Annotated in this window: 18 protein-coding genes; 1 reads left to right on the top strand and 17 read right to left on the bottom strand. The window is 50.7% G+C overall.

The genetic code is table 11. The features are described 5' to 3' along the window. Window positions 1-14 precede the first annotated feature (14 nt). The 16 genes from LI015_RS03515 to LI015_RS03440 form a co-directional block, all read right to left on the bottom strand. Window positions 15-491 (bottom strand): chemotaxis protein CheD, encoded by a 477-nt coding sequence (locus LI015_RS03515; protein WP_002568602.1) that lies wholly within the window; start codon window positions 489-491, stop codon window positions 15-17. Then, entirely contained in the window at window positions 484-1107 is a 624-nt protein-coding gene (locus tag LI015_RS03510; RefSeq protein WP_002568603.1) for a chemotaxis protein CheC, read from the bottom strand. Before LI015_RS03510 ends, LI015_RS03515 begins: the two co-directional genes overlap by 8 nt. A gap of 18 nt (window positions 1108-1125) precedes the next feature. Further along, window positions 1126-2802: a methyl-accepting chemotaxis protein gene (locus tag LI015_RS03505; protein WP_002568604.1), complete on the bottom strand. Its 1677-nt coding sequence runs from the start codon at window positions 2800-2802 to the stop codon at window positions 1126-1128. A 19-nt stretch (window positions 2803-2821) separates the two neighbouring features. Beyond that, window positions 2822-3187, bottom strand: a complete 366-nt coding sequence (locus tag LI015_RS03500; RefSeq protein ID WP_002571991.1) for a response regulator — start codon at window positions 3185-3187, stop codon at window positions 2822-2824. Beyond that, a complete protein-coding gene (locus LI015_RS03495) occupies window positions 3180-4025 on the bottom strand; it encodes a CheR family methyltransferase (RefSeq protein WP_002568606.1) in 846 nt (281 codons plus the stop codon). Before LI015_RS03495 ends, LI015_RS03500 begins: the two co-directional genes overlap by 8 nt. Continuing rightward, window positions 4009-4338, bottom strand: a complete 330-nt coding sequence (locus LI015_RS03490; RefSeq protein WP_007036048.1) for a hypothetical protein — start codon at window positions 4336-4338, stop codon at window positions 4009-4011. Before LI015_RS03490 ends, LI015_RS03495 begins: the two co-directional genes overlap by 17 nt. Before the next feature lie 10 nt (window positions 4339-4348). Then, window positions 4349-4744, bottom strand: coding sequence for a hypothetical protein (locus LI015_RS03485; protein ID WP_002568608.1), 396 nt, complete (start codon window positions 4742-4744; stop codon window positions 4349-4351). A gap of 206 nt (window positions 4745-4950) precedes the next feature. Continuing rightward, window positions 4951-6576: an N-acetylmuramoyl-L-alanine amidase gene (locus LI015_RS03480; protein ID WP_227124168.1), complete on the bottom strand. Its 1626-nt coding sequence runs from the start codon at window positions 6574-6576 to the stop codon at window positions 4951-4953. Window positions 6577-6672: 96 nt separating this feature from the next. Then, window positions 6673-7524 (bottom strand): hypothetical protein, encoded by an 852-nt coding sequence (locus LI015_RS03475; RefSeq protein WP_117625434.1) that lies wholly within the window; start codon window positions 7522-7524, stop codon window positions 6673-6675. After that, window positions 7521-8933 carry a HAMP domain-containing sensor histidine kinase gene (locus LI015_RS03470; RefSeq protein WP_227124167.1) on the bottom strand — a complete coding sequence of 471 codons (1413 nt, stop codon included), beginning with the start codon at window positions 8931-8933 and terminating at the stop codon, window positions 7521-7523. The genes LI015_RS03475 and LI015_RS03470 overlap by 4 nt, the downstream gene beginning before the upstream one ends. Further along, window positions 8930-9589 carry a response regulator transcription factor gene (locus tag LI015_RS03465; RefSeq protein ID WP_002568620.1) on the bottom strand — a complete coding sequence of 220 codons (660 nt, stop codon included), beginning with the start codon at window positions 9587-9589 and terminating at the stop codon, window positions 8930-8932. The genes LI015_RS03470 and LI015_RS03465 overlap by 4 nt, the downstream gene beginning before the upstream one ends. Next, window positions 9586-10692 carry a VCBS repeat-containing protein gene (locus tag LI015_RS03460; protein WP_227124166.1) on the bottom strand — a complete coding sequence of 369 codons (1107 nt, stop codon included), beginning with the start codon at window positions 10690-10692 and terminating at the stop codon, window positions 9586-9588. The genes LI015_RS03465 and LI015_RS03460 overlap by 4 nt, the downstream gene beginning before the upstream one ends. A 143-nt stretch (window positions 10693-10835) precedes the next feature. Then, window positions 10836-12221 (bottom strand): serpin family protein, encoded by a 1386-nt coding sequence (locus LI015_RS03455; RefSeq protein WP_227124165.1) that lies wholly within the window; start codon window positions 12219-12221, stop codon window positions 10836-10838. A 115-nt stretch (window positions 12222-12336) separates the two neighbouring features. Further along, window positions 12337-12786, bottom strand: a complete 450-nt coding sequence (locus LI015_RS03450; protein ID WP_002568623.1) for a hypothetical protein — start codon at window positions 12784-12786, stop codon at window positions 12337-12339. Window positions 12787-12926: 140 nt separating this feature from the next. Beyond that, a complete protein-coding gene (locus LI015_RS03445; protein WP_227124164.1) occupies window positions 12927-14906 on the bottom strand; it encodes an ABC transporter ATP-binding protein in 1980 nt (659 codons plus the stop codon). Further along, window positions 14903-16714, bottom strand: a complete 1812-nt coding sequence (locus tag LI015_RS03440) for an ABC transporter ATP-binding protein (protein WP_002590819.1) — start codon at window positions 16712-16714, stop codon at window positions 14903-14905. The genes LI015_RS03445 and LI015_RS03440 overlap by 4 nt, the downstream gene beginning before the upstream one ends. A gap of 292 nt (window positions 16715-17006) precedes the next feature. Here LI015_RS03440 and LI015_RS03435 point away from each other — a divergent pair, with 292 nt between their 5' ends. Next, window positions 17007-17897: a LysR family transcriptional regulator gene (locus tag LI015_RS03435; RefSeq protein ID WP_227124163.1), complete on the top strand. Its 891-nt coding sequence runs from the start codon at window positions 17007-17009 to the stop codon at window positions 17895-17897. Between the two features lie 59 nt (window positions 17898-17956). Here the strand turns inward: LI015_RS03435 and LI015_RS03430 are convergent, their stop codons facing one another. Continuing rightward, complete coding sequence (locus tag LI015_RS03430) at window positions 17957-20131, bottom strand: sensor domain-containing diguanylate cyclase (protein ID WP_227124162.1); 2175 nt, start codon at window positions 20129-20131, stop codon at window positions 17957-17959. Window positions 20132-20138: the final 7 nt, after the last annotated feature.

The following is a 20138-nucleotide window of genomic DNA, read 5'->3' as shown; positions in this document are numbered from 1 at the left end:
TTCCCCTCCCGGCCTTACAATACGACGGCTGAATGCCTGACCGTATTCACTTCCAGCCTTCCGTTTTCTGCGTAAAATAGTATGGTCCTGCCGTAATTCTGACCTGTATGCTGGGCTACCAGACGAATCCCCTCCTGAGCAAGGCATTCCCTTACGGCCACTACATTCTGCTGTCCTATATCCAACATTCCGGACGGCGCACCAAACATTCTGGCGCCCCCGGCAATCTTTGCAATCAGACCTGCGGGCCGCGCTCCCTGCTCTCTCATCTGATTTATCAGCTCATGTACGCCCTCATCGGCAAACTTGTAGGCGTTATCCCAATGGATTGAATACTTCCTTTCCGGAAGTATAATATGGGCCATGCCCGCTATGCGCTCCCTGCGGTCGTAGAGACAAATCCCCACACAGGAGCCTAGGGCATAGGATATAAGCACCTGATTTTCCCTGGCAACCTTTCCTTCCGCGATTCCCACAATGATTTTATCCATAGCGCTGCTCCCTGAGCCGTGAAAGCATAGTTCCCAAATCTTCCTGCTCCGGAAGGAAAAGAATACGTCCTTTAAAGATTTCCCCGGACATATGGAATATATTTTCTATGAGAAGTATGTCATCGCTTACAATTACCCACTTGGACATGGGATAGGTGAGAATTGCCCCGCCCATATCAATGCACAGCTCCGGCACCGACACATCCATATCCATGTCCATCAGCTGGGACAGGGCCCGTATGTAGGAACCGCACATGATGTTCCCCAGCTCGCTGATCAAAGAACACTCCATATCATCCAGAGACGTAAGGTTCCGTTCCTCCTCCCCCAAAATGGTATTTATTACGGTCTTGGTAAAGGCTTCGCTCAGCATAAACAGGAAAATCCCCTTTAGCTGACCCGTAACTTCAATCAGAATGCCTGTCTGCAATTCCTCCGGCTGTTCCAGGAGTTCATGCATCTTATAGTACTTTACCACTTTTAGGGAAGGCATATCCAACTCAATGGGCTGTTCCATCATCTGTGACAGTGAAGTCACTGCGTTTCCCGTCCCCACATTTCCTATTTCTTTTAATATATCCCTGGATATCTCATCCAACTGTACATAACCATCCATTCCCTGTATCTCCCGTGATTAAAATTCAAACCTTTCCACCAGCTCCTTCAACAACTGGGCCTGGGCAGACAGCTCCTCGCTAGCTGCCGCGCTCTCCTCGGATGTAGCTGAATTTCCTTGAACAATCTCAGAAATCAGTTCCACGCTCTTTCTTATCTGTGTAATGGCATCCGCCTGCTGTACAGATGTCTCTGAGATCTTATCCATCTTATGGCTCACCTGTCTGGCGCCTTCCACGGAAGTCTTCAGGGTTTGTGCTGTTAAATTCACTGCATCCATGCCGTCGCTTACCGCATCGGAATTCTTTTCAACTAATTCAGCTGTCAGCTTGGATGCACCTGCGGTCTTGGTGGCCAGCCGCCTTACCTCCTCTGCCACAACAGAGAATCCCCTGCCTGCATCTCCTGCCCTGGCCGCTTCAACAGCAGCATTAAGCGCCAGTATATTGGTCTGGAAAGCAATGTCCTCAATCTGTCTGACTATGCCGGTAATCTTTCCTGAATTGTTCTTGACCTCATGTATGGACTTCATCAGGGTTTCCATCTGCCCATCACATTCCTCCAGCTTCTGTCCCACCAGAGCCGCCTGCCTGCTGGAATCCACGGCGCTGTCAGCATTATCCTTTACGCTCTGCGCAATCTCGTTGATGCTGACCGCCAGCTCCTCTATGGAACCCGCCTGTTCAGATGCTCCCTGGGCCAGAGCCTGAGAACTGTTTGATACCTGCTCCGCTCCCAGTGACACCTGCTCCGCACTGCTGTTAATCTGTTGAAGTGAATTGCGCAGCAGACGGCTGATTTCCTTAAGCCCATTGCCCAATGCCACGAAATCCCCTTTGAATTCCACTTCAGAGCGGTAATTCAGCCGGCCATTTCCAAGGGCGGTCAGTCCGCTTTGTATCTCAGACACATAGCTGTTCAGAACCTTTGCAGTACGGCGGATGTCATCTGCCAGCTGACCCAGCTCATCTTTGGACCTGTACCCAAGGGCAATATTCAAACGGCCGTTGGATATGGTATTTGAAGCCTCTTTCACCTCATTGATGGGGCGCACGATATTTCTGGTGACCATGGAGCATATAAGGATGGTGGCTGCTATACATACCGCCGACAGTATAACCAGCATGATTATGACCCGATGGTTGCTGTGGTGCTCTGTTTCTATGCTTGCAGCTGTTTCTTCAGCTGACAGGTCCGCCACTTCCGAGAGCACTATCCTTACATCATTGGAACGGGGCAGATACTCGTCTGCATATAAGGACAGCACCCTCTCATCCTCGCCCGCTTCCAGAAGGGTCATTATCCTGGCCCTTGTCTCTGCCAGTATCTGAAACTTTTCGTTCAGCTCCTCCACCTTTTCCGGCGCTGTAATATATCCGGTGGACAGCTCGGACAATGCAGCCTGTTCATCCCGGATCAGCTCCCTGGTATTCTGCAGGTATTCATCCTCGTCCACCAGCCCCTCCGTGGCAGCCAAAATAGCGATATTTCTCCCAACTGCCCGCAGACTGGCAGTCATCCGCAGGGATGACTGCACATTGGCAAACTGGTCAGCGTAAATGGCCTCCATACGCGACGATATCGTTTCCACGTTGACAATGGCCACTGTCACTGTCACTACATACAAAAGGATAATGGAAAAAAATGCAATGACCATCTTCCTTCCTGTCTTATAGTTCCTGAACCGCTCTCTCATCCTTTGTTTCCCCGCTTTTCTACTGTTCCAGGCAGCGATTGACTATCCTGGAGAACTCATCCGCCTTAAATGGTTTTACGATAAAATCAGCAGCCCCTATGGTCAGGGCTTTCTGAATCATCATCTCCTGCCCAACGGCAGAGCACATAATGACCCTGATATTGGGGACCAGGCTCAGCATCTCCTCCAGCACCTCCAGGCCGGAACGTCCCGGCATGGTGATATCCAGAAGCACCAGATCCGGGCTGACTTCCCGAAACAGCTCCATGGCCTTTTCCCCATCCTGGGCCTCCCACACCTGGGTATATCCGTCCTCCTTAAGTATCTTGCGAATGATGCTCCTCATGAACATGGCATCGTCTACTACCAGAATCTTCTTATCCATATAGTCCCCCTCTATCCTCATTCTCTTTGACAGGTTTTTTATATACAGCCGGAAAAACTGCTTCCAGCCTGGTCTCCTCCCTGGACAAAAGCTCTGCATGGCCCACCAGAAGGTAACCGCCCGGACTCAGGCAGCGTTCCAGCTGCTTTATAAGCTTCTCCCTGGATATCCGGTCAAAATAAATCATAACATTCCGGCATAATATCAAATCGAATTTCTCCGGCCCAGGAGGCATCTCCATCAGATTATGCCTTCTGAAACGTATATTGTATTTTAATTTCTCATCCACCCGGAATGTATGGTTGTCCTCCACCGTACAGTACTTTCTCTTCCAAAGCTCCGGAAGATCCTCCATTTCCTTCAGCGGATATATTCCCTTTTCTGCCTTTCTCAATACTTCTGCGGATATGTCTGTGGCAAGAATGCGGACAGCCGGCATACGCTCAAACCTATCCCCGTAATCCTGAATCAGCATGGCTATGGAGTAGACCTCCTCCCCGGTGGAACATCCTGCATTCCATATGCTGCAGCCCCCCATCTTCCGGTTCTCAAACAGCTCCGGCAATATTTTATTATTCAGGATAGAAAAATGGGCCGGCTCCCTCATAAAATAAGTATAATTGGTGGTCAGGCGGTTCACCATCTCACCAGCCATCTCACCGGTCCTGTCCTTTCTCATCTGCTCCATATACTGGGCAAAGGAGGTCAATCCCCTTTTTTCCAGCTCCCTGGCCATCCTGCACTCGATCAGCACCTGCTTTTTTTCCAGATTTATACCATAATTGTCCCGGATGTATCCCACAATCTCACAGAACTCCCTGTCATTCAATCGTATCACATTTTTTCTCCCATATTCCCGGCATGACTTCCATCATCTTCTCGGGTTCCCCGCTATCTTCAGCTCCCGGTTCCCCGATGACTCCTATCATAGTCCCGTCCCTGAGTCCCAGGATGAATCCACAGGTACAGCCGCCGCTGTCTCCCAGCCGGCAGAACACAACCGGAGTCCTTTCATACAGCATGATTCCGCAGATATGGTCAGGCGCGCCAGGCACCTGCTGTATCTGCGGATGTATCACCACTTGCTTGATAAGATTTTTTTCCACATACACGGTACAGCTTCCGTCTTTTACGGTCACCAGCTCCATCATTCTGTCTCCTTCACAGCACCGGCCGTGGTATAAGAAGAGACGGGACCACTATAAACGCCAGTTTTCCTTTTTCCTCTTCCGCATCCAATGCCGCCATGCGATCCATATACTGGTTCCGGCTGCTTCTCACCGCCTCAGGAATGGCATATATCTGTTCTTCCTCCACCTGTACCAGACCAGTCACTACCTCTGCCCTTATACCAATTTCCCTGTCACCGCAGTCTGCAATAATCAGATAGGCCTGGTCTGACAAATTTCCAGCCTCCGGCAGCTCCAAAAAGTCAGCCAGGGCCATCTCCGGCTCCCGTTCTTTCATGTCCGTCACCCGCTTTACACAGGAAAGCGGAAGAAGGAAATGAGAACCCGCTGAAAAAAAGAGCAGGTAGGAATTCACACCGTCAGCCATCCTTTTTCCCTCCCCATGATTTGAGTTATTCTGAGCCCTTAACATTTTGTTTATATTCTACCATATATGGGAGTTATTTACTATTGGAAAATTCAAAAAAGGTCCGGGAGCATATCCCGGAACCTTTTCTAGTCCGTATTAAAAAACAGTTTCTTTATTTTTTCTGAAAAATCAATCCCCAGCTTGGCAGGCATCCGGACTAAAAATCAGTAAACACCAGCACTGTCCTGCTCCCTGAACCTCACTGGCGCCACCTCCGGCGTCAGCGGCTCCATCCTGTATTCCGGCAACTGGTCAATGAGACCATCCAGACAAAGAGATGTACTGTGGACCATGTCGTGAGCCAGAAGGACTACCTGCTGCCTTCCCAGAATGGTTTTCATGGCATTGTCAATCAGCTCCTGGGGCCGGGACTTTTTCAGCGCGTCGTCCAGACTGGCATTCCAGTCAAAATAGACAAATCCCCGTGCGTCCATCTCGGCTATGATTTCCTTGTAAACCTTCCGGTTATAGCCATTGATGCTGCCTCCGGGAAACCGGTAAAGAACAGGCTTTACCCCGGTCACTTCCAGAACAGCCCTGTAAGCTTCCTCAAAATCCGCCAGATAGCTGTCCCTGCTTTCGTAGAGTTCCTTATAGTCATGGCGGTTGCAGTGGATACCAATGGTGTGTCCCTCTGCCGCGATTCTTTTTGCAACATCGGGGTGTTTCCTGACATTTTCTCCCACCACGAAGAAGGTAGCTCTTATATTCCTGGCTTTCAGCACATCCAGCACCGCACTGGTATTTTCAGCAGAAGGACCGTCGTCAAAAGTGAGATACATGGTTTTGGGATTAAAATACAGATCAATGCCTTTGGCAATGCCCCCTGCCAGTTTTTCCTGGTACTGCGGGTCTGTCAGCCGTTCTCTTTCACGGGGATTAGACAGAAACCCCGTCTCGATCAGGCATGATGGAACAAAGGTCTGTCCGGTGACTGTAAATTCTGCATCCCCTCTCAGTTCGCGGGCCACTGCCCCTGTACTTCTGACTGCTTCCTTATGGACCAGCGCGGCTAAACGCCTGCTGTTCGAAGCCCCGTCCTTTCCGGAATACCAGGTCTCTATTCCCCTTGCCGCCGCGTCCTCCCATGTATTTTGATGAATGCTGACATAAGCGCCGGCCCGGACCTTGTGTGCTGCCTCCACCCGTTCTTCCTTTGAACGGTATGCGTCGCCCTCCCGCACCATCACAACAATATATCCCATATCCTCCAGTTTCACCTTCAGCCGCTCCGCAATGGCCAGGTTAATGTCCTTCTCCATTATGCCTTCCTGGCTGGCGCCTTCATCCTCACCGCCATGGCCTGCATCCACCGCAATAACAGGGGGACCTGTATATAAAGAATTCTGACTGCCAAAAGAAAGGAGGGATTCCCCCTGGCCTTTTATGGAACTTTGCAGGACATGTGTGTCTTCCAATATACGGGACAGAATTTCTGTCCCTCCCCGTCCTGTAAATTGCCGCTCTATCCTTTCCCGCTCTGTTATTTCCTGCTTTATCTGTCCCCGCTCTGTTATTTCCTGCTTTATCTGTCCCTGCTCTGTTATTTCCTGCTTTATCTGTCCCTGCTCTGTTATTTCCTGCTTTATCCGTCCCTGCTCTGTTCCTGCCATTCCCAATTCCCGTTTCTCCGGTATGACCATGGCCATCACTGCCATGGTCATGCATACGCCTGCGGCCAATTCTGCGGCGGCCAGAAAAAATGCCCTTCTCCTGGCCCTGCGCCTGGCCTGCCTTCTGCGCTCTGTCTGTCTGCCATAATCATACGGTTTTATCTCTATTCTGTCCATGACGCCTGTCCTTTGCATATAAAAAGCTCTTGTGTACTGCAATCAGCATACACAAGAGCGGCATCAAATTATCATCATTTTTGCATCAAAGTTGCATCATCTGGAAATTTTCAGGAACAATTCATTGATTCCTTCATAAAAACCAACTGTTACTATGGTTTCTTCCTCCTCCCCTTGGCTGATAACATATTTTTCAAAGTAAGGGGTTGCTTCCATTAACGGATTCTGGTCCCCGAAGGCCGCCGGCTTCTCTAACCCCATATAGGAACTCCACGTACCCACAATCTGCTCCGGATCCATGTCATCCCACAGCCTGGACGACCTGGCATAGAATTCATAAATCCTTCCGTTATCTCCATCTATATAGGCTTCCATGAGACGGTTTTCCTTGTCCGTATTTTTCTGGCTGTTTATAAGGCTCAGTTTCCAGACCGCCACATTATTCCTGGGCTCCAGCACATCAATGGCTGAATAGAGGACAGCGTCATACTCATCCTTTTCCACTGGCCGAACGGATTCAGGCAGGATTCCCAGTGTTTTCAGTTCCTCCAGCCCCCGGTTGCATGTCTCATAAATCTGGGAGTCCGTGATTTCCTGGCCGGAAGGCCCTCTGTGATTCATCACAAATGCATAAGCCCCCTCCAGACTCTCATATTCCGCCTGGCTGCCGTTTGCCGCCGTCAACGCCTGCCCTGTTTCAGATATCAGAGCCTGTCCTGTTTCGGGAAAGGTCTGGCTGCTCAGGCTTTCTGACAATATGTGGAGCTTTTCAGCGGCGCTTAATGTATAGCGGTATCCCTCCCCCTCCGTATCCGCTGTCATGGCATGTATCTCCCCCAACATGGTCCTGTCCCTGTATCTGGTCAGCATCTCAGGACCGCAGATGGACAGGGCCATAATCAGCCCCGCAAACAACAGGAATAACAGGTTTGCTGCCATTCTTCTCATAACTGGTCCTCCTTCCAGAGGGGCAGGGTGAAGCTCATGGTGGTTCCCTTCCCCAGCTCGCTCCTTATGTTCAGGCGGCTTTTGTGAAGCTCCAGTATTTCCGCGCACAGAGCCAGTCCCAGCCCTGCCCCGTTGCGGCTTCTGGACCTGGACTTGTCAACCATGTAAAATGCCTTGGTAATCTTGTGGAGTTCCTCCTTCGGTATGCCCACTCCGTGATCCTTTACTTCAAAACAGTATCCGTCCTTCATCAGATGGCCGTAGACCTCAATGAGGCCGTCCGCCTCGGAAGCTTTGAACGCATTGTCCAGCAGGTTCATGAGAACAGACTTAATCAGATTGGCCTCCGCCCTCACCATGCCGTCATCATAGTTAAAATATATTTTCATGCTTTTGTTGATCACGTACATGTCATACAGGTACAGAAACAGGGATTCGGCCGACACCATGGTAAATTCCACCTCTCCCCTCCTGGTGACCATGATGTCTAACAGGCGGAAGGACATGGCCTCCAGGCGTTTCCCTTCCGTGTAAATATAGTTGGCGGACATAAACTGTTTTTCCTCATCCAGCCTGCGGGAGCGCAGGGCATCCGCATAACCGATAATGGAGGTCAGCGGCGTCTTAAGCTCATGGGCAAATGCAGCCACAAAGTCCTCCCTGGCCTGAATCTCATCTTCCAGCTGATTGATGTTATCCTCCAGGGCATTGGCCATCTGGTTAAAATCCGTTGTGAGCTGTCCCAGTTCGTCGCTGCTGACTTTCCTGGCCCTGTGGTGATAATCCCCGGAGGCCATGCGCTTGGTGGCCCTGGTCAGCAGACGGATGGGCCTGGTCAGAAAGGACGCAATGAGATACATAACAGCCGTACCGCAAAGCAGCATGGCCACAGTCACCCTGCGGTAGACAGAGAAACCCAGGGACCTGTCCCGAAACACCTCTGACACGTCCTTCATGGTCTCCAGATACAGCACCCGGTCCAGGGCATTGACAGCCGTACCTGTCTGTATGTAGTATGCTCCATCCTGTTCTATGACTCTGTATGTCCTGGTATCCTGGCCTGTCCGGTCCAAAAGCCCGTCTCCCCCGCCGAATCCGGTGCTGGCATAGAGCACATTTTTCTGCTCATCACAAATACGCAGCAGGCGGCCGGAGCTCCTGCCTCCCGACTCCAGATTGGATGCTATCTGACTCACCGTGGTATCCTGGAGCACATCATACTTGGCCGGCACATTGAGGGCAGCTGTCTCAAATGCAAAACAGAGAATGCTGCTCTCATCCATGGCCTGGTTTACTTCCCGGTCCATGGAGGTCTGAAACACGTAATTGACAAAATAATATCCGCTGAACCCAAAACCCAGGGCCATGACAATCATGGTCCACAGCAGGAGTTTGAACGAAAATTTCATTGAACTACCTCTAGGCGGTATCCCACCTTGTAGACTGCCACCAGATTATTTTCCCATCCCAGTTTTCTTCTCAGCCGCTGCACATGCAGGTCCAGGGTGCGGCTGTCCCCGGAGTACTCCCCTTCCCACACCTTTTCATACAGGGTCTCCCTGAAAAGAGCCACATTTTTATTTTGTATGAAGAGTACCAGAAGGCCGAATTCCTTGTTGGTCAGTTCCACATTCCTGCCTGCCCTGGTAACCCTGCGGGCCTCCACATCCACGGTCACGTCGCCGGCTGTCAGCAGACGCTCCGTCTTATTGTATCTGCGGAGAACAGCCTCCACTCTGGCCACCAGTTCCACCACGTCAAAGGGTTTCACCAGATAGTCGTCCGCGCCCAGGCGCAGTCCCTTTACCCTGTCCTTTACCTCATGTCTGGCAGTTATAAAAATCACCGGTATATCCATGGGGCGGATGTAGCTCATGATATCGTAGCCATCCACTCCCGGCAGCATGATATCAAGCAGTATCAGGTCAAAAAACTGGTTCTCTATGAGCCGGAGGGCCTCCGCCCCGTCCTGGACAGACGTACAATGGTAACCGCTGGCCGACAGGTTTAAATCAATCAAATCACAAATTGGTTTTTCATCATCTACTATCAGTACTTTTATCATGGTTCTGTCCTCCACCCCCAATATGCGCGGGCCCTGTCCGTCAAGCCTGACAGGGTATCGCCTTCCTCTAATATAAGTGTTTGTTTCATGTCCGTATCTTCAAAAAATCCGCCGGTCCGCTGATAGTAAATGGCGTAGCTTCCCTCCACGACCGTCCCGCCGTCACTTCCCTCATAGCTGTAATCCGCCAGTATGACAATGTCTTTAAGTCCGTCCCCGTCTATATCCTGGCAGGTAACGCCCTTTAACGCATAGAGATGTTCATATTCTCCCATGGGCTGGAAGCTCCAGACAATATAGCCCTGTTCATTTACCAGGTACAGCATGAATACCGTGTACTCCGCCATCCGGTAGGTGCCCGGGACAACCAAAAGGCGGCCGAACTTCTCAAACCGGATAGAACGGCTCTGCTCCGAAATGACCGTCATCCCGTGGGACAAAAGCTCATCCTGGGCAGTGGATGTATACAGAAACTCGGTAGAGTATCCGTCCCGGACAAAAGATGTGATGAAACGGATGCTCTTATTCATGCCAAAACGGTTCATCTTTTCTGAGAGTCTGTAATCCCTGTAAAAACCGTCATTTTTCTGAAACAGCACATCCCCCACCTTGTATGGCTTTCCCGGTTTACCGGCTCCCTCATTGGCACAGGCGGTTATGAGCACGATATCCTGCCATCCGTCCCCGTCCATATCCTGAAAGGACACGGCGGCCACCCGGCTGTCGGGCTGCCTGAGCTGACCTCTTATCCGGTTATTGGTCTCCAGCTGGTCTGTCTTATATGCCATGGTCCCGTCCGCCCTGGCAAAAAACAGCACCAGCCGGTTGGACTCCCTGTCAAAGGCCGGTATAAAGGACACCTCCCCCTCTCCCTTCATGGTCATGGGGAATATCTGGCTGTCCACCGCCTCAAATCCTTCCCTTTCAATATCCCCGGTCTGACCGACCGCGTTAAGGCGCTGCCTGTATTCACTGTATGAACGGGAAACAGCCTGGGAATCCGGAGCACCGTTGGATGCCCCAGGAAAGCCCAGGCATAAGACAGCTGTTGTGATCAGAAACAGGATGGTCCGGAACGAAAAGGCAGAATATGTTTGATTCATCAATGGCATGCACCAGCTTTTCTTAATGTACTATTCCGATTATATCAAATAAAGATGGGAATTCAAACATATTCATGGCCTGTGCCAAACAAAATATTTGAGGGGATGCCGCCGGTACTCAAAAGCTGCCCGAAAAAAGAAACTTAAGGATTGTTCACCGCGGGACGATTACACACCCCTATATACAGCGGGGCTCCCATATATCCGGTGACCGCATATAAAAAGGGCCTGTCCAGGTTCATCTGCAAAACTGGCTCACCTGAATACAATCCAGCAAATCCGGCTTCTCCGTTCTCTGAAAATGGACCCACACCGTTTTCATTGACACTGAACACGGTGGATTGGATCACGCCGGAAAGTGAAAGGCTTTCGCCTGTAATACCTGTAAAATCAGCCCGGCTGACATCAAATGCACCGGTCAGCCCCAGACCGGCCAGCGAAGGACCCAGGTCCGCCGTGGTGGCGGTCTGGAATTTAGGAATCTTCCAGTAAATTCCGCCGTAGGATTCAAGCTCATCAATCCTGCCAAACATTTCCCTGGTATACTGTTCTGAGGTGAGCAGTTCCCGGATTGTCACTCCCTGGTCAGGCAGAACAACTATCATGGACGCGTTATCCGTAAGGGAGAGTGATGCGCGCAGGAATCCCTGGCCCCGGTAATAAGTGCCGTTCCAATGTCCTGTCATATACTGACAGGTTATATCCTGTCCATCGGCAGAATGGAACACATCTGTTATATTGTCCTCAGTCCTGAAACCTCCTGTCCACTGGGCCTGGTAATTCACTGCATTCACAAGTTTCATGCTTTCACCGGAAGCGGTTGCCACGTCCATGGAAATAGCCTGATCCGTCTGCCAGCCAATCCACTGTCTGATAATGGCCGGCAGGTCCGGATTTCCAAAGTCCACCCGGAAAACAGACGCATAGTACTCGTTTTCCGATGTTCTCTTAAATGAGTCGTTCAGCGGGGCCCCTTCCTTCAGCCACATGGAATTTACCAGCTTCAATTTTGTCTTTTCATTGTTCCTGAATATCTGCCGGTACAGACGTCCGCAGGAAGCCGCCAGGCCGGCCGGAGGCTGTGCCGTGTGCAAAGCCTGGGCCGGTTCCGGAGACTGAGACCCGTCAGGTGTCTGACTGCCGATTCCCATAAGCGCCAGCATCTGGGCCCTGGTGTTTCCCTCTGCGCCCTCGGATGCCTGGGCCAGGGCATAGTACAGGCTCACCGGCGAAAAATTCATATTTTCCCGGCTGTCCCTCAAAAGCGGCAGGAACACCCTATAGGAAAACCGGGATATTCCATCTGTAAACTCCGGATTCACCGTGTTGTTCTGGGCTATGGCGCGCATGCTGCCTGAATCATTGTACGGTATGGGATCCGGGTCCCTGGAACCGGATTCACATTGATAACCTTCTCCTGATACACCGTTAAAAGGCGCGGCAAAGGCCGCAGGACTTCCTGCGGCCAGTACGGATATGGCCGTGGCCAGAACGCCTGCGGCGGCAATGGATATTATATTGCGTTTCATGATTCATTCCCCCTGTAATGACTGAAAAACCAAAACAATTTGCTTCTGATTTTATTTTACCAGAATATCATCAGGAAGATGTTTCTATTTTCTTAATTAATGCGGTCGTTATCTGTTACCAAAGGGAGAATTCCTTATCTCCCACCACAGGGTCCGCGGTTCCCTTCTTCTTGTCTATCTCATATGTATTGATCCGGTGGAACACATCCGGCTTATCCTCATATCCAACTGAAACCTGGACCATTTGATTGTTCTCATAATCCACCTTAAACTGCAGGGGTTCTTCTTCGTCCTGGTACATTCCCATCTCCAGAAGCTTATTTTCCAGAAGGCGGCAGGCTGCCTCCGATGTCATGGACGGCTTCTCAATCCATACGCCTGTCTCTGTATCCAGGCAATACCAGATTCCGTCAATCCGGTTCCAGCCTTTTAGGAGCTCCTGATTTTCTTCGTAGACCCACTGTCCGCTCTCCTCCTGTATCCATTCCCCTGCCCAGGCCGGAAATGTACAGCCCAGTATGGATACCATGACCGCAACCCCAGCCAATCTGTGTCTTATTTTCATTCGATCCCGCCTCCTGTTCCAGCGCAAGTCTTAAAAATATTTTTAACCATACACCAGTATACCTCATAAACATTAACTTTATATAAACTGGTCCGGGATTCCTTAACTGTCGCAACACCTCTTTCTTTTGTCCTGCTTCCTTAACCCGCTTCCTCAAAATTCCCTGTATACAGCTGATAGTATTTTCCCTTCCTTCCAATCAGCTCCTCATGGGACCCCCGCTCGATGATTCTTCCCTGTTCCATGACCATAATACAGTCTGCATTGCGGATAGTAGACAGTCTGTGGGCAATGACGAAGGTGGTCCTCCCATTCATCAGGGCATCCATGCCGGCCTGCACCAGGGATTCCGTCCTGGTATCTATGGATGAGGTGGCCTCGTCGAGAATCAGTACAGGCGGGTCTGCCACGGCTGCCCTGGCTATGGCTAAAAGCTGCCTCTGGCCCTGGCTCAGACTGCCTCCATCCCCTGTAAGGACGGTTTCATAGCCATGGGGGAGACGGTTTATGAAGCTGTCTGCGTTGGCCAGTTTTGCTGCATTGACGCATTCCTCATCTGTAGCGTCCAGCTTTCCGTATCGGATATTGTCCATGACAGTACCTGTAAAGAGGTGGGTGTCCTGGAGCACGATGCCCAGGGAGCGGCGGAGGGCCGGTTTCTTAATTTTATTGATATTGATTCCGTCATATCGGATTTTTCCGTCCTGTATGTCATAGAAGCGGTTAATCAGGTTGGTGATGGTGGTCTTGCCCGCCCCGGTAGATCCTACAAATGCAATTTTCTGACCGGGTTCGGCAAACAGCTTGATGTCATGGAGCACCATCTTGGATGGGTCATAGCCGAAATCCACTCCGTCAAAAACAATGCCGCCTTCCATTTTCTTATAGGTAACAGTCCCCTCTGCCTTATGGGGGTGTTTCCAGGCCCAGACACCGGTGCGCTCTTTTGTCTCTTCCAGTGTGCCGTCCTTCCGTTCCCGGACATTCACAAATTCCACATACCCATTGTCCTCCTCCTGCTTCTGGTCCAGAAGCTCAAATACCCTTCCGGCGCCTGCCGCTGCCATGACCACAGAGTTCATCTGCTGGCTGATTTGGGTAATCGGCTGGGAGAAATTTTTATTGAGTCCCACGAAGGCAATGATGGTGCCGATTGTAATTCCACCTATGCCGTTTAATGCCAGGATTCCTCCTGCCACTGCGCACAGAACATAACTCAGATTGCCGATATTGGCATTGACCGGCATAAGGAGGTTGGCGTACCGGTTAGCCTTATCAGCGTTGTCCCGAAGCCTTTCATTCAGCACCTCAAACTCCTTTTTGGCCTGTTCCTCATGACAAAATACCTTTACCACCTTCTGTCCGTCCATCATTTCCTCTATATATCCGTCCACCTCTCCCAGGGAGTTCTGCTGTTTTCCAAAATGGGAGGCAGATTTGCCTGAAAGACATTTTGTGGCAAACAGCATGACACAGGCCATAGCAAAGGTAAGTATGGACAGAGGTATATTTAAAATCAGCATGGAAACAGCGGTTGCCGCCAGTGTGACCGCAGAATTGGCTACCTGGGGAACACTCTGGCTCATGAGCTGCCGCAGGGTATCCACATCATTGGTATATACTGACATGATATCGCCATGGGCGTGGGTATCAAAATATCTGATGGGCAGAGATTCCATCCTGGTAAACAGTTCCACCCTCAGCCGCTTCATGGTGCCCTGGCTTACTGTGACCATGATTCTGTTATACGCATAGGCCGCCAGAATGCCTATTAGGTAAAGGACTGCCATCCTGCACAGCGCCCCTGCCAGGGGAGAAAAATCCGGCGCTGTATTCCCCGTTGACGCCTGTTGGGCCAACGGCCGGATATAGTCATCCACCAGGGATTGTATGAACACCATCCCCTTCAGGGTAGCCCCGGCGGACACTATGATACAGGCCAGCACCGCGGTCACCGCAAGTTTATAATTGGCAGCCATATACCGGATGACGCGGCCCAGGACCCTGAGGGCTTCCTTTGTCTCCCTGGCCTGCGCCTGTCTGCCGGTTTGTTCTTTCCGGCTGCTCTGCGCCTGTCCGCTGTTCTGTTTTTTCAGGCTGCTCTGTCTGTCTTCCATCATGCCACACTCTCCTTTCCTGCGTTTTCTGCCTGAACCTGGTCAAAGTCCCCTCCGCCCCTGCTCTGTGACTCGTATATTTCACGGTATATCTCATTGGACCTCACCAGCTGGTCATGGGTTCCGTATCCGTTTATACGCCCGTCCTCTATCACCAGTATGTGGTCCGCATGCTGCACACTGGATATGCGCTGGGCAATGATGATTTTGGTGGTTCCCGGTATTGCCGCCCCAAAGGCTTCCCTGATTCTGGCATCTGTCGCCGTATCCACCGCGCTGGTGGAATCGTCCAGTATCAGGATCCTGGGGTTCTTTAACAGCGCCCTGGCAATACACAGCCTCTGCTTCTGACCGCCTGACACATTGGTTCCTCCCCGCTCCAGGAAGGTATGGTATCCGTGGGGTAGACGCTCTATGAATTCGTCGGCACAGGCCGCCCGGCAGGCTTCCCGGCATTCTTCTTCCGTGGCATCCTGATTTCCCCACCGCAGATTCTCCAGAATCGTACCGGAAAACAGTACATTTTTCTGCAGAACCACTGCCACGGAGTCCCTGAGCGTTTCCAAATCATATTCCCGCACATCCCTGCCTCCCACACATACGCTGCCGCTGTCCGCGTCATAGAGGCGGCTGATTAGATTTACCAGGCTGGACTTGCCGCTTCCCGTGCCTCCTATGATGCCCACAGTTTCACCGGACCGGATATGCAGCTCAATATCGGACAGCGCCTGCCCGCCTCTGCCTTTGTCCATTCCCTTATCCGTTCCCCCAGCGTCCTCCTTACCCTTCCCATAGGAAAAACATACACAGTTAAAATCAACGCTTCCGTCTGCCACATCCATGACAGGCCGTTCCGGGTTGCGGATATCCGGCTCTTCCTTAAATACCTCCTCAATTCTCCTTATGCTGGCAGCGCTCATGGCAATCATGACAAATATCATGGACAGCATCATAAGAGACATCATGATTGACATGATATAGCTGAACAGGGAGGTCAGCTCGCCGCTGCTCATAGTTCCAATGACGATAAACCTGGCTCCAAACCAGGATACGGCCAGTATACAGCCGTAAACCACCAGCATCATGGCTGGATTGTTAAATGCCAGGGTGCCTTCTGCCTTTACGAACAGGCGGCAGAGGTTTTCTGCTGCACTGGTGAATTTCTGGTTCTCATAATCCTCCCGCACATAGGCCTTCACCACCCGGATGCCGGAAACATTTTCCTGGACCCCTGCATTCAGGTCGTCATATTTTGTGAAAACAACGTTGAATATCTTCCTGGCCGCCATCATGATGATTCCCAGTATACATGCCAAAAACAGAATGGCTCCCAGGAAAATCATGCTGAGCCGGGGGCTAATCATGAAGGACATGACCATGCTGCATACCAGCATGAGGGGCGCCCTGACAGCCACCCGGATGCACATTTGATATGCGTTCTGGATATTGGTTACATCCGTGGTCATACGGGTCACCAGACCTGCCGTGCTGAACTTATCAATGTTTGAAAAGGAAAAGTCCTGCACCTTGTCATAGACTCCCTTTCTCAGATTACAGGCCAGACCGGAGGATGCGCTGGCCGCGTACTTTCCTGCCATAGCCCCGGATATCAGGCTGATAAAAGCCATGACAATCATGACTCCTCCATAGGTATATACCTTTCTCATATTCCCTTCCTGGATTCCCTCATCAATAATCAGCGCTGTGATAAAGGGAAGCATGACCTCCATAATTACCTCCAGGGCGGTAAAGAGAGGGGTCAGAATGGAATCTTTTTTATACTGTTTAAGCTGTGCTAAAATCGTTCTCATATTCTGTCTCCTTATATAGTGTCTCCTTATTTTTTAGGTATTGCAACTGACTGTGCCATTAGCCGGTAACGGTTCTGAACACGCACAAAATAGTTAACTAGCTAATAATTAGCTCCCTATATTTATACCTCATATCCTGTTGAATGTGAAATTCAAATATGTTATAATCTATAAAAATATTTTATTGTTTACTATTAGTATTGTTTTTAGAGTCAATCGAACAAAAGAAGATTAACAAAGATTGAAAAGAAACAGCAACAGAAATTCAAAGGAAATTCAGGAGGCGATTCCTATGAATACAGTGCAGTTAGAATGTTTTCTGGCCGTGGCGGAATATCTGAATTTTTCCAAGGCAGCTGATTTTTTAAAAATTACCCAGCCGGCTGTAAGCCATCAGATTACATCCCTGGAGGACGAGCTGGGGACCAGGCTCTTTGTGCGTACCAGTAAAAATGTAAACCTGACTGAAGCCGGGCTCATGTTCATGGAGGATGCATCCAGCATCCTGAAGATTGCCTGCGGCGCTAAAAAACGGCTGGGCATAGGAAGCAATGACGTTCTGTTTCTCACCGTGGGGTGCCATAACCAGTCAGAGTTAGAGCTTCTTCCCCCTGTCATACGCAGACTGGCAGATCGTTTCCCCACCCTCCACCCCACTGTGAAACTGATTCCGTTTAAGTCCATGGCCAATCTTCTGGATGAAGAGCGCATCCACGTCATGTTCGGCTTCCAGCAGGATGAGCAGAAGAAACCCATTGGCTTATTCCATGAGCTGGCCCGGATACCGCTGGCCTGCGTGTGCAGTGCCGGACATCCCTACGCCGGGCGCACCTGCCTGAATGTGGATGAGCTGGAGGGGCCCATAGTCCTGGGTGAGCCCCACAGGCTGCCTGCCACCGTACTCCAGTCTCAAATCCGTGCTTCCTCCTCCTGCCATCCTTCGGAGCTTTTCTTTGTGGATACCTATGAAAGCATACTGGCTCTGGTAAGGGCAGGCCTTGGATACAGCCTTCTCCCCTTCTATCCGGGCAGTGATAAGAAAGGGCTCTGTTATATCCCGGTAACGGGAATACCTCCCCTTGCTTTTGGCTTGTATCATAAAGGAGTAAAGGGAAATACCATACTAAAAGAATTCATCCGGCTATTGGATGAGGAGGTGGCTGCCGGTGAATTCCGGGCATGACAACCCTGCATGTTTTTCAGCAGGACTCTGCATGTTCCCCCTGAAAAACCGCAGAAGCCTCATCCTTTACTGTACTCCACGGTCTGTCCCTTCATGGTGGACTTTGCCTCGTACAGGGCAATGTCCGCACATCTTACCAGTTCCTCAAATGTACAGAGTTCACCTCCATACCAGGCAATGCCTGACGAAATCTGGATTTTCAGCTGTATTCCGTCAGGCAGAACGGCTGGGTGTTTATCCAGAATATCATAGAAATCCCTCAATTGTTTCCTGACGCCATTCCTGTCCTCATAGCCAAACAACAGAATGAAAAACTCGTCCCCGGAACGCCTGCCAACTATGGCATGGTCCTCCGGTATCCCTTTCATGCATACTGCGGTCTCTCTGATATAGATATCGCCGCTTTCATGGCCGTAGGTATCATTTACTGACTTAAGGCCATCTAAATCCAGCATAACCATTGCGGCGGTTCCCAGATTGACAGGGCCGTTTCCGCTCAGGCCCGGCATTTCTCCTGTCTGTCCCGGCATTTCTCCCGCCTGTTCCAGTATGGCCTCTGCCTCCCGCTGGAAAGCTGCCCGGCTGTAAATCCTGGTCAGGCTGTCATGGTCCCTCTCATATTTAATTCTCTGTTTTTTCATCATATCACCGGTCACATCCTCAATGATTCCCAGGGAATGGCCGTGGCGCAGAGACAGGGTAATCCGTACCCAGCGCTCTGTTTTTCCGCTGATTCTGTAGATTCCGTTTTCCTCCGGCACCGGACATCTTTGCATATCCGACAGCCTGAACAGAAATACCTTCTCATCCACATACAAATGATTCTCGTCCTCACATGGAAGTTCCATAAGGGGAAAGATCTGTTTTGTGACCTGTACTCCATATCCGCCGGGACTGTACTCAAAGGCACCGATATGAAGGCCCAGAAGGTCCATGATTTCAGACATCTTAAGTGTGTTGTCCAGCAGATTCTGATTGGATATCTCCACTGCCTGAGACAACAAATCCAATTCCTCTATCCCGGTCCTCTCCAGCCTGATTTTTCTGGTATAATCAAAATTCCTTACTTTGGTGGCCAGCTTTGCCACAGGTTCCGTGATTTTCCTGCTGATGAACCCGGCGGCCCCGGCACCCAGCAAAAGGGATACCATCAATGTCACTGCAAAAATCTTTATGATCCGGTGAAGAAAACCATACAGTGCATCCCCTCTCATTAATCCCAGAACCACCCAGTTCCCGCTGTCATATGGAACATTCTTTGTGCCGTATAAATCCAGGCTCTTAATACAGCCGTATATCTTTTCTCCTGTAAGGCTGGATACCTGACAGATAGAGTACGTTTCGTCCTCCTGCTTTATCCTGAGCAGCGGTTCATCCCCAAAAAGCCTGTTCTGGTACTCGCCCTTCTTGACCAGAACAAACAGCTCCTGCGGGTTCTCCTGCATTGCGGCAACCATGTACCCCGGTGAATCCTGGGCAGACAGCTCGTTGGCAGGCAGCAGCTTTCTTATATGCTCCAGGGATATCTCCACCCCAATCACACCGTGGACCTGGCCAACGCGGTCAAAGAGCGGAACGGTGTAGGTGATGACAGGCACATCCTCAGGTGTCATGTAGAAAGGCCGGCTCCAGTATCCCAGCTTTTCATAATCCCTGGACTGGCCGGCCGCCTGAAACGGCATATCAAAAAACTTCCTGTTTTCTTCATTCAATGACAGGCCGTAATGCCAAACGCTGTCCAGAGGAATCTGGTATCTCCTGGATATCTCTGCAGGTCCCATTACCTGGAACAAATCACTGTTGTCCGCGCTGTATGTCTCCGGGTCATAGTCCCTGAAATACAGAGCCGGCATGCTTTTTCCCTGCCCCGGTTCATCCAGTATCAGAAATGTGCCCGTGGTACCGCTGACATGCAGCATGGATATAAGGGTATCCGCAGAGCCAATCAGAAATGACTCCGCATCCATTTTTTCCTCCCCATAGCCGCTCTCAGACAATCGGTCGGACAATTCCTGTACATAGGGATGAATATTGGTCCACCGGTTGTCAATCTGGTCCTGAATGGAGCTGGCCCTGAGGGTCACAGTGGACGCAAATGACTGGTACGCCGTATCCCTGGTCTGCTTCAATATTCCGCCCGCTATCAGCATCCCCAGAACCAGCAGAGACTGAAGAATCACCAGACCCGCAGTAAAGGCAGAGCATTTTGATGCTATGGACTGCTTTTGTTTCATATTCCTC

Source organism: Enterocloster sp. 210928-DFI.2.20, assembly GCF_020554465.1.
Classification (GTDB): Bacteria; Bacillota; Clostridia; order Lachnospirales; family Lachnospiraceae; genus Enterocloster; species Enterocloster bolteae.
Note: the sequence above shows the minus strand (reverse complement) of the source record. Positions and strands in the feature narration are given on the sequence as shown.